Below are 13,884 nucleotides of genomic sequence, written 5' to 3'. Positions count from 1 at the left end.
AGGCCCCTCCGGCTCGCCGATGCCCGGGGCACGTGCCCGATGACGGACACCGCAGAGAGGACCAGCGTTGCACTCGCTTGCGCTCGCAGCCGCCGACAATGAGGGCGGCTTCACCCCGCCGACCCTCGACGAGACCCACCTGCCGGAGATCCTGCCGTGGATGGCCGAATGGGGGACCGGCTTCGGCAAGCAGATGCTGATGATCGTGCTGTCCATCGTGTTCATCTGGTGGTTCTTCTCCGCCGCGATCCGCAAGCGGGCCCTGGTGCCCTCGCGCCTCCAGTATCTGGCCGAGTCCGGCTACGGCTTCGTGCGCAACACGATGGCTCGCGACGTGATCGGCGAGAAGCACTTCATGACCTGGGTGCCGCTGCTCTTCGGCATCTTCTTCTTCATCCTGATCAACAACCTCTTCGGCGCGATCCCGCTGCTGCAGCTGCCCAGCTTCTCGCATGTCGGCGCCGCCTACGCGATGGCCGGCATCGTCTGGATCCTCTGGGTCGGCGTCGGCTTCCAGAAGTACGGGCTGCGCTACGTCAAGCTCGTCGCGGTGCCCTCCGGCGTGCCGAAGCCGCTGCTCATCCTGCTGGTCCCGCTGGAGATCCTGTCGAACTTCATCATCCGCCCGGTGACGCACTCGCTGCGTCTGATGGCGGTCATGCTGGCCGGCCACGTCATCGTGATGCTGGTCGGCTCCGGCGCGGAGTTCCTCATCACCCAGCAGGAGTCGCTGGCCATGAACGCCACCGGCGTGCTGGTGCTGCTGGGCTTCATCCCGATGTACTTCCTCGAGCTGGCGATGATGATCCTGCAGGCCTTCGTCTTCACGCTGCTCACCGCCGTCTACCTGCAGGGTGCCCTCGAGGCCGAGGCCCACTGAGGCGGCGACCCCCAGACTCACGGAGGGCCTCCCTCCGGAAGCGACGCACTCCACGCGCGGCGCGGAGCGTCACCCCATCCCGCAAGCCGCCGGGGCCCGCCCCGGCGACATCACAGAAAGAGAGCACAAGGACATGGACGGAAACCTGAACATGATCGGCATGGGCCTCGCCGGCACCGGTGCGGCCATCGGCATCGGCCTGGTCTTCGCGGCCTACATCAACGGTGTGGCCCGTCAGCCCGAGGCTCAGCGCATCCTGCAGCCGATCGCCCTGCTGGGCTTCGCACTGGCCGAGGCAGTCTTCGTTCTGGCTCTGGTCTTCGCCTTCGTCCTCTGACCGGTCCCGGTGACGTCGCGTCGAGCTCCTCGCCGCGACTCTCGTGACCCTCAGGACCACAGATCAAGGAAATGGGTGAACACATGATCAGCGCAGACGTGCTCCACGCCGCCGGCGAGGCGAGCCCGCTGGTTCCCAACCCCTGGGAGATCCTCGCCACCGGCCTCGGCTTCATCGTGCTGATGTTCGTCGTGGTGAAGTTCATCGTGCCGGCCTTCGAGAAGACGTACCAGCAGCGGGTCGAGGCCATCGAGGGCGGCCTGAACAAGGCGGAGGAGGCCCAGGCCGAGGCCGAGGCCATGAAGGCTCGCTACGAGCAGAGCCTGGCCGACGCGCACGCCGAGGCGAGCCGTCTCCGCGAGGAGGCCCGCGCCGAGGGTGCCCAGATCGTCGCCGAGCACAAGGAGAAGGCGGCGACCGAAGCGGCGCGCATCACCGAGCAGGCTCAGCAGCAGATCTCCGCCGAGCGCCAGCAGGCCTTCGTCTCGCTGCGTCAGGACGTCGGCAGTCTGGCCACCCAGCTGGCCGGCCGCATCGTCGGCGAGGCGCTGGACGACGACGCCCGCTCGCAGCGCGTGGTCGACCGCTTCCTGGCTGACCTGGACGCCGAGCAGACGGACCAGAGCCGGACGGGGGCTGCGCAGTAATGGCCGCGGTGACCAGCGAATCCCTGGCGGCGGTGCTGCGGGAGCAGGCCCGGACTCTCGAGTCCGCCGACCTGGCCGTGGCCGATGAGCTCTTCGGCGCGGTGGACGTGCTCGACTCCTCCTCGGCCCTGCGACGCAGCCTGACCGACCCGGCCCGGGAGCCCGATGAGCGGACCTCCGTGGTGCGCGGGCTCTTCGGCGAGAAGGTCGCTCCGACGACGCTGACGCTGCTCGAGGCTCTGGTCTCGAAGCGGTTCAGCCGGGACCGGGACCTCGCCGACTCCGTCGAGACCCTGGCGGTGACCGTGGTGGCGCAGCAGGCCGAGGCCGACGGACTCGACGGGCTCGAGCGGCTGGAGACCCAGCTGCTGGCCTTCCGCCGGACGGTGGGCTCCTCGCACGAGGTGCAGCGGGCGCTGACCGAGCCGCAGGCCGGTGCGGAGGCGCTGTCGACGCTGGCGTCCCGACTCTCCCCGGACGCCGGGGCCGAGGCGCGGCTGCTGATCGACCGGGCCGTCGTCGCCCCGCGCGGGCTGCGCCCCGAGGCCCTGGTCGAGCGGTTCGCCGAGCAGGTGGCGGCCCGCCAGAGCCGCTGGATCGCTCGGGTCACCGTGGCCCAGGAGCTCGACGCCGACCGCCGCGAGCGGCTGCGTGCGGGCCTCGACCGGTACTTCGGCCGGGAGCTGAAGCTCGACGTCGTCGTCGACCCCGAGGTGGTCGGCGGCATCCGGGTGCAGGTCGGCGACGAGGTCGTCGATTCGACGATCTCGGCGAAGGTCGACGACCTGCAGCGGAGACTGGCAGGCTGAGCGCCGGGACCTCCGGCATCGGCTCACTCGCGCGCGGCGGCGGTCGGCCCGACAGGTCGTCCATGCCGCCAGACGTGACACTTTGAACCATTCCGGCCGCAGCCGCGGCCATGACACAGGAGAGCAGGGACTGCAGATGGCCGACTTGACCATCAACGCCGACGACGTCCGCAATGCTTTGAACGAGTTCGCAGCGTCCTACGAGCCCGGCAGCGCCGAGCGCGTCGAAGTGGGACGCGTGATCTCCGCGGCCGACGGCATCGCCCGCGTCGAGGGACTGCCCTCGACCATGGCCAACGAACTTCTTCGCTTCGAGGACGGGACGCTGGGCCTGGCCCAGAACCTGGACACCCGGGAGATCGGCACCGTCGTCCTCGGCGACTTCGAGGGCATCGAGGAGGGCCAGGAGGTCCGCCGGACCGGAGAGGTCCTGTCCATCCCGGTGGGCGACGAGTTCCTCGGCCGCGTCGTGGACCCGGTGGGCCAGCCCATCGACGACAAGGGCGAGATCGCCCCGGAGGGGCGTCGCGAGCTGGAGCTGCAGGCTCCGACGGTCGTGCAGCGCCAGTCGGTCGGGGAGCCGCTCCAGACCGGTCTGAAGGCCATCGACGCGATGATCCCGATCGGCCGCGGCCAGCGCCAGCTGATCATCGGCGACCGGCAGACCGGCAAGACCGCGCTCGGCGTCGACGCGATCCTCAACCAGAAGGCGAACTGGGACTCCGGCGACCCGGACAAGCAGGTGCGCTGCATCTACGTCGCGATCGGCCAGAAGGCCTCCACCATCGCCTCGGTCCGCCAGACGCTGGCCGACCAGGGCGCGCTGGAGTACACCACGATCGTGGCTTCCCCGGCGTCCGACCCGGCCGGCTTCAAGTACCTGGCGCCGTTCGCGGGCTCGGCGATCGGCCAGCACTGGATGTACGGCGGCAAGCACGTGCTGATCGTCTTCGACGACCTCACCAAGCAGGCCGAGGCCTACCGCTCGGTCTCGCTGCTGCTCCGTCGTCCGCCGGGACGTGAGGCCTTCCCGGGCGACGTGTTCTACCTGCACTCCCGCCTGCTGGAGCGCTGCGCGAAGCTCTCCGACGAGATGGGCGGCGGCTCGATGACCGGTCTGCCGATCGTCGAGACCAAGGCCAACGACGTCTCGGCCTACATCCCGACCAACGTCATCTCCATCACCGACGGCCAGATCTTCCTGCAGTCGGACCTGTTCAACGCCAACCAGCGTCCGGCCGTCGACGTCGGCATCTCGGTGTCCCGCGTGGGCGGCTCGGCGCAGATCAAGGCGATGAAGAAGGTCGCCGGCACGCTGAAGCTGGACCTGGCCCAGTTCCGCGAGATGCAGGCGTTCTCGATGTTCGCCTCGGACCTCGACCCGGCCACCCGCCAGCAGCTGGTCCGCGGCGAGCGGCTCATGGAGCTGCTCAAGCAGGCCCAGTACACCCCGTACCCGGTCGAGCAGCAGGTCGTCTCGATCTGGGCCGGCGCGCAGGGTCACCTCGACGAGGTCGACACCGCCGACGTGCAGCGCTTCGAGTCCGAGTGGATCGACCACCTGCGCCGGCACAGCACGGTGCTGACCACCATCGCCGAGAGCGGCGCCTGGGGCGACGACCAGATCAACGCGCTGAACGAGGCCATGGAGTCCTTCAAGCCGACGTTCCAGTCGTCGACCGGCAAGCAGGTGTTCGCCGACGCGGAGCCGCTCTCCGAGGACGAGATCAACCAGGAGGAGATCGGGACTCAGCAGCGCTGAGCCGACTCGACCTCTCGTCGCCGTCGGCGCCGTCGCCCCGCCCCGTCGGGCGGTGACGGCGCCGACGGAGCCGACCATCTCAGGGAAGGACAAGCATGGGAGCCCAGATCCGGGTCTACCGCGAGAAGATCGCATCGACGTCGTCGATGAAGAAGATCTTCAAGGCGATGGAGCTGATCGCGACCTCGCGCATCGGCAAGGCGCGCGAGCGGGTGCAGGCCTCGCTGCCGTACGCGGAGGCCATCACCCGTGCGGTGTCGGCCGTCGCCTCGCAGGACGATGTCGAGCACGTGCTCACGCAGAAGGCGGAGAACCCGCAGCGCGCCGCAGTGCTCATCATGGCCTCGGACCGCGGCCTGGCCGGCGCCTACTCGACCAACGTGCTCAAGCGCTCCGAGTCGCTCATCGCCAAGCTGCAGGGCGAGGGCAAGGAGGTGCGCCCGTACCTCTACGGCCGCAAGGCCCAGGCCTACTTCGACTTCCGCGAGCGGGAGTACGACAAGGTCTGGACCGGCAAGACCGACGCGCCGGAGGTGTACACCGCTCGGGAGATCGGCGACGCGCTGATCGACCGATTCTCGCGCGGCGCCGACGCCGGCGGAGTCGACGAGCTCTACGTGGTGCACACCGAGTTCCAGTCGATGATCAGGCAGGAGCCGGTGGTCAAGCGCCTGCTGCCGCTGGCCTTCGTCGAGCAGCAGCCGGATTCCGGCGCGGACCCGCTGCCGCTCTACGAGTTCGAGCCCGGCCCCGAGGCGGTGCTCGACGCGCTGCTGCCGCGCTACGTGGAGTCGCGGATCTTCGCCGCGATGCTCGAGGCCGCCGCCTCCGAGCTGGCCGCCCGCCAGCGTGCGATGAAGTCGGCCGCGGACAACGCCGACGAGCTCATCCGGAAGTACACGCTGCTGCGCAACAACGCCCGCCAGGCCGAGATCACCCAGGAGCTCACCGAGCTCATCGGCGGCGCCGAGGCGCTGTCCGCCAGCTAGCGGCCGTCTCCGGGGCCGCCGGAGACCACGCAGACCACGTTCCGACATCATCCAAGATCAAGTGAAGTGAGAGAGATGACTGCCACCACGACCGAACAGGGCTCCTCCGGAGCCGTTCAGCCGGGCGCGACCGGTCGCATCGCACGTGTGATCGGCCCGGTCGTCGACGTCGAGTTCCCGTCCGACGCGATCCCGGAGCTGTACAACGCCCTGACCACCGAGATCACCACGAACGGTCAGACCCGCACGGTCACCTTCGAGACCTCGCAGCACCTGGGCGACAACCTGGTGCGCGCCATCGCCGTGCAGGCCACCGACGGCCTGGTCCGCGGCACCCCGGTGCAGGACACCGGTGCGGCGATCACCGTGCCCGTCGGCGACGGGGTCAAGGGCCACGTCTTCAACGTCCTGGGCGAGACCCTGGACATCCCGACCTCCGAGCTGGAGGTCACCGAGCACTGGCCCATCCACCGCGAGCCCCCGAACTTCGCGACGCTGGAGGGCTCGACCGAGATGCTGGAGACCGGCATCAAGGTCATCGACCTGCTGACCCCCTACATCTCCGGCGGCAAGATCGGCCTCTTCGGCGGCGCCGGCGTGGGCAAGACGGTCCTCATCCAGGAGATGATCACCCGTGTGGCCCGCAACTTCGGCGGCACCTCGGTCTTCGCCGGCGTCGGCGAGCGGACCCGCGAGGGCAACGACCTCTGGGTCGAGATGGCCGAGTCGGACGTGCTCAAGGACACCGCGCTGGTCTACGGCCAGATGGACGAGCCGCCCGGAACCCGTCTGCGCGTGGCGCTGTCGGCGCTGACCATGGCGGAGTACTTCCGCGATGTGCAGAACCAGGACGTGCTGCTCTTCATCGACAACATCTTCCGGTTCTCGCAGGCCGGCATGGAGGTCTCCACGCTGCTGGGCCGCATGCCCTCGGCCGTGGGCTACCAGCCCAACCTGGCCGACGAGATGGGCGTGCTGCAGGAGCGCATCACCTCCACCCGCGGTCACTCCATCACCTCGATGCAGGCCGTCTACGTCCCCGCCGATGACTACACCGACCCGGCGCCGGCGAACGTCTTCGCCCACCTGGACGCGACGACCGAGCTCTCCCGCGCGATCGCCTCGCGCGGTCTGTACCCGGCGGTGGACCCGCTGACCTCGACGTCGCGGATCATGGACCCGCAGTACATCGGCGACGAGCACTACCAGACCGCGACCCGCGTGAAGGCGATCCTGCAGAAGAACAAGGAGCTGCAGGACATCATCGCGATCCTCGGTGTGGACGAGCTCTCCGAGGAGGACAAGGTCACCGTCTCGCGCGCCCGCCGCATCGAGCAGTTCCTGTCGCAGAACACCTACACCGCGATCCAGTTCACCGGCATCGAGGGCTCGACCGTCCCGATCAAGGACACCATCGAGGGCTTCAACGCCATCTGCAACGGCGATCTGGACCACGTGCCGGAGCAGGCGTTCTACAACGTCGGCGGCCTCGAGGACGTCGAGCAGAAGTACGCGGAGCTCAAGAAGAACTCCTGACCACCCCGCGTCGGCCCCGTCCGGCGACGCCGCGGCGTCGCCGGACGGGGAACCCGCCGCCCGCTTGCTGAGGAAGGAAACAGGGCATGGCTGAACTCGACGTCGAGGTCGTCGCGCACGACCACGCAGTGTGGTCCGGAGCCGCCACGGCGATCCGCGGCCGCACGACCGACGGAGACATGGGGATCCTGCCGGGCCACACGCCGGTGCTGGCGCTGCTGGACTCCGGAGAGCTGGTCATCGAGCCGGTGGACGGCGCTCCGGTGCGGGCCCAGGTCAACGGCGGGTTCTTCTCGGTCGACTCCGACCGGGTGACCATCGTCGCCGACGACGCCCAGCTCGTCTCGGACTGATCGGCGCCGGCCGGAGACGGCCGACGGCGAGGATCTCCACTCACTTCACACGCGCGACGGCCCCGGGCCTCGTCTCCTGCGCGGAGACGGGCCCGGGGCCGTCGTCGTGCGCGGGCGGGCCGCCGCCCGTCAGAACAGGCGGGAGTCGGCGTCGTCGAGGCCGCGCATCTCGTCGTAGTCGAGCACCACGCACCGGATGCCGCGGTCCTCGGCCAGCGTGCGCGCCTGGGGCTTGATCTGCTGGGCGGCGAAGACGCCCTCGACGGGCGCGAGGAGCGGGTCGCGGTTGAGCAGGTCCAGATACCGGGTGAGCTGCTCGACGCCGTCGATGTCGCCGCGGCGCTTCAGCTCCACCGCCACGTGGCCCGCAGGGCCTCTGGCGAGGATGTCCACCGGGCCGATGGGGGTGGGGTGCTCGCGGCGGATCAGCGCATGGCCGTCGCCGAGACGCTCGATCTGCTCGGCGAGCAGCCGCTGCAGATCGGACTCGACCCCGTCCTTGACCAGGCCCGGGTCGGTGCCGAGCTCATGGGCGGAGTCATGGTGGAGCGTGAAGATCGCGATGCGCAGAGTGTCGTCGCTCTTGGTGGCCTGCACCGTCCAGACCTCGGTCACTCCGGCGGAGGCCTCGTCGGGCTCGGGCTCGCCGACGCGCATCGTCGCCGGGGGAGACATCCAGTTCAGCGGCTTGTAGGAGCCGCCGTCGGAATGCACCAGCACTGAGCCGTCGGCCTTGACCATCAGCAGGCGCGTCGCCTGGGCCAGATGGGCGGTCAGCCGCCCCGTATAGGTCACTGAGCATGTCGCAATCACCAGTCGCACAGTCCACGATCCTACCGGTTCTGGAAGAATGGCCGACATGGCGAAGGGAGCGGGGAAGCCGGGGCGCCGGCGCGGGTCGAAGTGGCAGCAGGGCCACCGACCGCTGAACCCGGGGCTGACGATGCCCGGAGGGGTCGAGGGCGGCACAGTGCGGCGGCGCGACGGCGAGTACCACGTGCGGCGGATCACCGCCTCGGGGGCGACGAAGGAATACATCTGCCCGGGGTGCCGTCTGCCGATCCCGCCGGGGACTCCGCACGTCGTCGCCTGGCGGGCGGACTTCATCCTCGGCGACGAGCACGCCGCCGCGGAGCGCCGCCATTGGCACCCGCACTGCTGGCGCATCGGCTAGGCCGTCCCCGGAACACCGGAACACCGGGCCCGGACGCTACCGCCGATCCTGATGGAGGATCAGCACCTCGCGGATGACCAGCATCACCGCCGCGGCCAGCGGGATGGCCATCAGCGCGCCGAGGATCCCCAGCAGCGCGCCGCCGGCGATCACCGAGATGACCGCCACGGCGGCGGGGATGCGCACCGCCCGGGACATGATGCGCGGGGAGACGAAGTACGCCTCGATCTGCAGATAGATGAAGTAGACGACGGCGAAGGTCAGCGTGGTCTGCCAGTCCACCGTCAGCGCGATCAGCGTGACCAGCACCCCGCCGGTGACTCCGCCGACCAGCGGGATGAAGGCCAGGATGCCGACGACGACGGCGAGCAGCGCCCCGAAGGGGACTTCGGCGAGGCGGATCGCGACGAAGGCCACGAGGCCGTTCAGCACGGCCACGCAGGCCTGTCCGATGACGTACTGGCCGACGCCGTCGAGGATCCGGTCGCCGAGATGCTGCAGACGGGGCCGCCGCGAGGCGGGCGCGAGCCGATAGGCCCAGGCCTTCATCGTCGGCAGCGAAGCCAGGAAGTACAGGGCCAGCACCAGCACCACGAGCAGGCCGACGCCGGTGGTCAGCACGGCCGCGCCGACGCCGAAGATCCCGCCGAGCGCATCGGTCACCGCCGTCGGGTCGGCGACGAAGCGGCTGAGCTCGCGATCGACGATCTCCTGCAGCCCCAGCGTCTCGTCGAGGCGGCGGAACCAGTCCGAGGACGAGATGTCGTCGATGAGCTCCGGCACCGACTGGCCGAATGTCGACAACTGCCGGGTCGCCACGGGGATCACCGCCGCGAGGAATCCGGCCAGCACGCCGACGAAGCCGAGCATGGTGATCGCCACGCTCAGCGGGCGCGGCAGGGCGAGTCGCTCCAGCCCGCGGACGATCGGGTCGAGTCCGAGGGCGATGAACAGGGCCGCGCCGATCCAGATCAGCAGCTGGGTGTTGGACTGGCCGATGTAGAACAGCAGCAGAGCCAGGCCCACGCCGACGGTGAACATGAAGCCGGTGTAGATGGGACGTGCCAGCACGCCGGCGGTGGAGTGGTGGACGGTCATGCCGGCGTCGGCCGTCGGCACCGGGTGTGCCGCGGAGGAGCCGGCGGAGGCCCCGGGCGCGGGCTCGGCCGCCGCGCCGTCGCCGTCGTCGGTCGCGGGACCCTGCGGGCCGGAGTCCGGGGAGTCGTCGGGTCCGAGGTGCGGCGCGCGGCGCGGCTCGCCCGGAGCCTCCTCGAAGATGGGGAGCCCGTGGGCGTCGTAGCGCGGGCGCCGGTCCGCGGCCCGGGCGCGGGCCGCGCGCCCGGAGGCGAAGCGGGAACGCAGCGGGGCCGTCAGGCGGGCGATGCGGCGTCGCCCTCGTCGCAGAGAGTCCACAGCACCACCCTAGCCACTGGCGCCGTCGGGGCCGAGGAGCCGACGCCGGCACGCTCTCCGCCGACGCCGCGGTCGGCGGGCCGCGGCGTCGGTCGCGAGGGCTCGGTCCTGCGCCTCCTCGCGGAGGAGCAGGATATGTCTGGGCGGGACGGGGATACTATCGTGAGTGTTGCGGCCATCCACGACGGCGGCGCACCGCGCCCGGTCGACGGGATCTCAGCAGGGATCCCGACAGCGAGGCCGACGATGATTCCGACAGCGACGACCAGCAGCACAGGAGAGTGCCCCGTGACCCAGCCCGGACCCGAGGACCCGCGTTCCGCAGACCCGCGCGCCGGCGCCGCGCCCGCCGGAGGCGCCGAGGAGCCGCGCGGGGTCGATTCGCGCGGCGCCGTCGACCTCTCGGCGCTGGCCGGCGGCCAGCAGGGCCAGCAGGGCCAGCAGAGTCGACCGAGCCGCCCGACGGGGGCGGCGCAGCAGCCGGCCGCATCCGGCGGCGGCCAGGGGGCCGACAGCTGGGTGATCGCCGTGCAGGCCCAGCAGCTGCAGCAGGTCGTGCAGCTCTCGTCCCAGGCGCCGGTGGTCGTGCTGATCCACGGGGCCGACGACGCCTCCGAGCAGATGCGCACCCGGCTGGAGGACGCCGTCGACGCCCAGCAGGGGCGCGTGCTGATGGCCGAGATCGACGCCTCCAGCCCGGAGATCGCCCAGGCGCAGGGCGCCGACCAGGTGCCGGTGGCCACGGCGTTCCTCGGCGGGCGTCCCGTCGGCGAGTTCGACGCCTCGGTGCCGGCCGAGCAGCTCGACCAGCTGGTCCCGCAGCTGGTCCAGGCGGCGACGCAGAACGGCATGACCGAGCCGCTGCCGCCGCAGTCCACCCGAGCCGCGGGCGGCGCCGAGGCGGAGCCGGAGCTGCCGCCGGAGCATCAGAAGGCCCATGACGCCCTCGAGGCCGGAGACCTCGACGGTGCGGTCGCCGCCTATGAGGAGGCGCTGCGGCAGAAGCCCGGCGACGAGGACGCCACTGTCGGACTGGCCCGGGTGAAGCTCATGAAGCGCACCCAGGACGCCGACGTCGAGCAGGTCCGCCGGGCGGCCGCCGACGCGCCCGACGACGTCGACGCGCAGACGGCGGTGGCCGACGTCGACGTGCTGGGCGGCCATGTGGAGGACGCCTTCGCCCGGCTGGTGCGCTTCATCCAGCAGCACCCCGGCGAGGATCGGGAGACGGCCCGGGCGCATCTGGTCGAGCTGTACTCGATCGTCGGCGACTCCGACCCGCGGGTGAACAAGTCGCGGCAGCAGCTGGCCCGCGCGCTGTTCTGAGGGGACGGCACGCGCCGATCCCGATGAGGTGCTGATCCGCCGGGATCATCCCTGCGACGGATGGCAGGCTCTGCCGCATGGCCTAATCTGCCGGACATGATGAGCATCCCACTGTCCGGCTCGTCGGCGTCGTCGACCGCCGCGGACCCCCAGGACGTCGCCGCGCCGGCGCCCTCCGCCCCGTCCGGCGCGGCGCCCGGCGAGACGCCGGCGCTGACCCTGCACGGACTGACCAAGCGCTTCGGCGACACGCTCGCCGTCGATGCGCTGGACATGACGGTGCCGCGCGGCTCGTTCTACGGCTTCGTGGGCCCCAACGGTGCGGGCAAGACGACCACGCTGTCCATGGCCACCGGTCTGCTCCGGCCCGACGCCGGGCACGCCGCCGTCGGCGACGTCGACGTCTGGGCCTCGCCGCAGCGGGCCAAGCAGGCCATGGGCGTGCTCGCCGACGGCGTGCTGCTGTTCACCAAGCTCACCGGACGGCAGCTGGTGACCTACTCCGGCCTTCTGCGCGGGATGGACCGTGCCACCGTCGCCGAGCGCACCGAGGACCTCCTGCAGGTGCTCGGGCTCGCCGAGGCCGCCGGCAAGCTCGTCGCCGACTACTCGGCCGGCATGACGAAGAAGATCGGCCTGGCCGCGGCGATGATCCACGCCCCGCAGCTGCTGGTGCTCGACGAGCCCTTCGAGGCCGTCGACCCGGTCTCCGCCCGGACCATCCGCGGGCTGCTGGACAGCTACGTCGCCTCCGGCGGCACGGTGATCCTCTCCTCCCATGTGATGGACCTGGTGCAGCGGATGTGCACCCACGTCGGGATCATCGCCGACGGGCGGCTGCTCGACGCCGGCACCACCGACGAGGTCCGCGGCGGGGCCGATCTGGAGGCCCGCTTCGTCGAGCTGGTCGGCGCCGAGGGCGGGGGAGAGGAGCTCTCGTGGCTGCGCCTGTGACCCCGCCGGAGGGTGCGGCGCCCGCGTCGACGGGAGCGCCGGGGCAGGCGACGGCGGCGGTGACGGCACCGGCGGCGCCGACGAAGCCGCCGAGCATGATCGCCGTCCTCCTGCGACTGAAGCTGCGGCTGCTGGGCAACGGCATGACGCGCTCGACCTGGCAGCTCGTCGGCACGATCTTCGCGCTGCTCTACGGGCTGGGAGTGGTGGGCATGATCGCGGTGGGCCTGGCGGTCGCCGGCGGCCAGGAGATCGCCGTCGACTCCCGGGCGACGGTCTCCGTGCTGCTCGGCGCGGGGGCGACGCTGATCTGGGTGCTGGTGCCGCTCTTCCTCACCGGCGGCGACAGTGTGATGGATCCGCGTCAGCTGATCCCCTACGGCATCGGCCGGCGGCAGCTCGTCCTCGCGCTGGTGCTCTGCGGGCTGGTCTCCATCTCCACAGTGCTCACCCTGCTCTGGCAGGCCGGACACCTCCTCTACTGGCGCGCGGACCCGGCGGCGATGCTCGCCGCGCTGGTCATGGCCCCGGTGACGCTGGGCATGCTCAGCCTGCTCAGCCAGGCCGCGACGACGGCGGCCAGCGCCTGGTTCTCCGGACGCCGCGCGCGCGACCTGTTCGCAGTGCTGGGCGTTGGTCTGGCGGTGATGATCTGGCCGATCACCACTGCGGTGCAGAACTCCTTCGACACGCTCGCCGAGGCGCTGCCGGCGATCACCGCCGTGCTGGCGGCCACGCCGCTGGGTGCGGCCGCCGCGGTGCCGGCCGACGTCGCCGGCGGCGACTGGGCCGCCGTCGGGCTGCGGCTGGTGATCGTGGTCGCCACGATGGCCGTCGCGCTGCTGGTCATCCGGGCGGGGCTGCTGCGGATCACCGAGCGTCCCCGTCCTCCGGCGGCCTCGCGCTCCGCCGGCCGGCGGGGCCTCGGGGTGCTGGGCCTGGTCCCGGACCGGCCCTGGGCGGCCGTCGCGGCGCGGGCGCTGATCTACTGGATGCGCGATCCGCGCTACGGCGGCTCGCTGATCGTGCTGCCCGGCCTGGTGGCGGTGGCGGTGATGCTGCATCTGCAGACCCAGGCCGACTGGACGCTCTACGGGCTGGGGCTGCTCGTCGCGTTCATGCTGGGCTTCGGGATCTCGGCCGACGTCTCCTACGACCATTCGGCCTTCAGCCTGCATGTCACCGCCGGAGTGCGCGGCGTCGACGATCGGCTGGGGCGGGCGGTCGCGCTGCTGACCTTCGCCGTGCCGGCGACGCTGGTCGCCGCGATCCTGCCCGCGGCGCTGGTCGGCGACGCGACGGCGGTGGTGCTGACCACCGCCGTCAGCCTGGGTCTGCTGCTGGCGTCCACGGGGATCTCCAGCCTGGTCTCGGCGCGCTTCACCTATCCGGTGCCGCGGCCCGGCGACAGCCCGTTCAAGCAGCCGCCCGGGGCCGCGGGCCGCACCATGATGGTGCAGCTCGGCTCGATGCTGGTCATGGCCGCGACGATGCTTCCGGAGCTGGTGCTCTGGATCGTCTGGACGCTCGCCGCGCTCGACTGGCTGGTGCCGGTGCTCGTCGCGGTGACGCTGCTCAAGGGGATCGGGCTGCTGGTGCTGGGCATCCGGCTCGGCGCCCGCGTCTACGACCGGCATCAGCCCGAGCTCTTCCAGCAGGTCAGCGACTGAGCCCGGGAACAGCGCCGCGGCATGCGCTGTTGGT

At 71.1% G+C, this 13,884-nt stretch carries 14 protein-coding genes; 12 read left to right on the top strand and 2 right to left on the bottom strand.

Going from position 1 to position 13,884, the window contains the following annotated elements; genetic code table 11:
• Positions 1-67 precede the first annotated feature (67 nt).
• The 8 genes from atpB (at position 68) to ABD652_RS12995 (ending at position 7,313) form a co-directional block, all read left to right on the top strand.
• On the top strand, positions 68-880 hold the full coding sequence (gene atpB, locus ABD652_RS13030; RefSeq protein ID WP_344722066.1) for a F0F1 ATP synthase subunit A: 813 nt from the start codon (positions 68-70) through the stop codon (positions 878-880).
• 133 nt (positions 881-1,013) lie between these two features.
• Positions 1,014-1,217 carry an ATP synthase F0 subunit C gene (locus tag ABD652_RS13025; protein WP_010525772.1) on the top strand — a complete coding sequence of 68 codons (204 nt, stop codon included), beginning with the start codon at positions 1,014-1,016 and terminating at the stop codon, positions 1,215-1,217.
• A gap of 83 nt (positions 1,218-1,300) precedes the next feature.
• Positions 1,301-1,864 carry a F0F1 ATP synthase subunit B gene (locus tag ABD652_RS13020; RefSeq protein ID WP_211364979.1) on the top strand — a complete coding sequence of 188 codons (564 nt, stop codon included), beginning with the start codon at positions 1,301-1,303 and terminating at the stop codon, positions 1,862-1,864.
• Positions 1,864-2,673 carry a F0F1 ATP synthase subunit delta gene (locus tag ABD652_RS13015; RefSeq protein ID WP_344722063.1) on the top strand — a complete coding sequence of 270 codons (810 nt, stop codon included), beginning with the start codon at positions 1,864-1,866 and terminating at the stop codon, positions 2,671-2,673. The genes ABD652_RS13020 and ABD652_RS13015 overlap by 1 nt, the downstream gene beginning before the upstream one ends.
• A gap of 136 nt (positions 2,674-2,809) precedes the next feature.
• Positions 2,810-4,435, top strand: coding sequence for a F0F1 ATP synthase subunit alpha (gene atpA / locus ABD652_RS13010; protein WP_344722061.1), 1,626 nt, complete (start codon positions 2,810-2,812; stop codon positions 4,433-4,435).
• A gap of 95 nt (positions 4,436-4,530) precedes the next feature.
• On the top strand, positions 4,531-5,424 hold the full coding sequence (locus tag ABD652_RS13005) for a F0F1 ATP synthase subunit gamma (protein WP_344722059.1): 894 nt from the start codon (positions 4,531-4,533) through the stop codon (positions 5,422-5,424).
• Positions 5,425-5,499: 75 nt separating this feature from the next.
• Positions 5,500-6,960, top strand: a complete 1,461-nt coding sequence (gene atpD / locus ABD652_RS13000; RefSeq protein WP_010525767.1) for a F0F1 ATP synthase subunit beta — start codon at positions 5,500-5,502, stop codon at positions 6,958-6,960.
• Between the two features lie 86 nt (positions 6,961-7,046).
• Positions 7,047-7,313: a F0F1 ATP synthase subunit epsilon gene (locus tag ABD652_RS12995; protein WP_344722055.1), complete on the top strand. Its 267-nt coding sequence runs from the start codon at positions 7,047-7,049 to the stop codon at positions 7,311-7,313.
• Between the two features lie 129 nt (positions 7,314-7,442).
• Here ABD652_RS12995 and nucS read toward each other — a convergent pair whose 3' ends face one another.
• The gene (gene nucS, locus ABD652_RS12990; RefSeq protein ID WP_344722053.1) at positions 7,443-8,135 is read right to left on the bottom strand and encodes an endonuclease NucS; all 693 of its coding nucleotides are present in this window, start codon (positions 8,133-8,135) and stop codon (positions 7,443-7,445) included.
• A gap of 37 nt (positions 8,136-8,172) precedes the next feature.
• Between nucS and ABD652_RS12985 the strand changes: the two genes are divergently transcribed.
• Positions 8,173-8,487: an LIM domain-containing protein gene (locus ABD652_RS12985; protein ID WP_344722051.1), complete on the top strand. Its 315-nt coding sequence runs from the start codon at positions 8,173-8,175 to the stop codon at positions 8,485-8,487.
• Between the two features lie 36 nt (positions 8,488-8,523).
• On the opposite strand, the gene ABD652_RS12980 is transcribed toward ABD652_RS12985, so the two are convergent.
• On the bottom strand, positions 8,524-9,900 hold the full coding sequence (locus tag ABD652_RS12980) for an AI-2E family transporter (protein ID WP_344722049.1): 1,377 nt from the start codon (positions 9,898-9,900) through the stop codon (positions 8,524-8,526).
• 288 nt (positions 9,901-10,188) lie between these two features.
• Between ABD652_RS12980 and ABD652_RS12975 the strand changes: the two genes are divergently transcribed.
• The 3 genes from ABD652_RS12975 (at position 10,189) to ABD652_RS12965 (ending at position 13,850) form a co-directional block, all read left to right on the top strand.
• On the top strand, positions 10,189-11,226 hold the full coding sequence (locus ABD652_RS12975; protein ID WP_344722047.1) for a co-chaperone YbbN: 1,038 nt from the start codon (positions 10,189-10,191) through the stop codon (positions 11,224-11,226).
• A 99-nt stretch (positions 11,227-11,325) separates the two neighbouring features.
• A complete protein-coding gene (locus tag ABD652_RS12970; protein WP_425574590.1) occupies positions 11,326-12,180 on the top strand; it encodes an ABC transporter ATP-binding protein in 855 nt (284 codons plus the stop codon).
• Complete coding sequence (locus tag ABD652_RS12965; protein ID WP_344722043.1) at positions 12,165-13,850, top strand: transporter; 1,686 nt, start codon at positions 12,165-12,167, stop codon at positions 13,848-13,850. The genes ABD652_RS12970 and ABD652_RS12965 overlap by 16 nt, the downstream gene beginning before the upstream one ends.
• The last annotated feature ends 34 nt before the right edge of the window (positions 13,851-13,884 follow it).

This window comes from Nesterenkonia halobia (assembly GCF_039536005.1).
Classification (GTDB): Bacteria; Actinomycetota; Actinomycetes; order Actinomycetales; family Micrococcaceae; genus Nesterenkonia; species Nesterenkonia halobia.
Note: the sequence above shows the minus strand (reverse complement) of the source record. Positions and strands in the feature narration are given on the sequence as shown.

Coding starts and splice junctions, on each gene's coding strand:
- ABD652_RS13025 (WP_010525772.1), top strand. CDS start 1,014: ATGGACGGAAACCTGAACATGATCGGCATGGGCCTCGCCGGCACCGGT.
- ABD652_RS13020 (WP_211364979.1), top strand. CDS start 1,301: ATGATCAGCGCAGACGTGCTCCACGCCGCCGGCGAGGCGAGCCCGCTG.
- ABD652_RS13015 (WP_344722063.1), top strand. CDS start 1,864: ATGGCCGCGGTGACCAGCGAATCCCTGGCGGCGGTGCTGCGGGAGCAG.
- atpA (WP_344722061.1), top strand. CDS start 2,810: ATGGCCGACTTGACCATCAACGCCGACGACGTCCGCAATGCTTTGAAC.
- ABD652_RS13005 (WP_344722059.1), top strand. CDS start 4,531: ATGGGAGCCCAGATCCGGGTCTACCGCGAGAAGATCGCATCGACGTCG.
- atpD (WP_010525767.1), top strand. CDS start 5,500: ATGACTGCCACCACGACCGAACAGGGCTCCTCCGGAGCCGTTCAGCCG.
- ABD652_RS12995 (WP_344722055.1), top strand. CDS start 7,047: ATGGCTGAACTCGACGTCGAGGTCGTCGCGCACGACCACGCAGTGTGG.
- ABD652_RS12985 (WP_344722051.1), top strand. CDS start 8,173: ATGGCGAAGGGAGCGGGGAAGCCGGGGCGCCGGCGCGGGTCGAAGTGG.
- ABD652_RS12970 (WP_425574590.1), top strand. CDS start 11,326: ATGAGCATCCCACTGTCCGGCTCGTCGGCGTCGTCGACCGCCGCGGAC.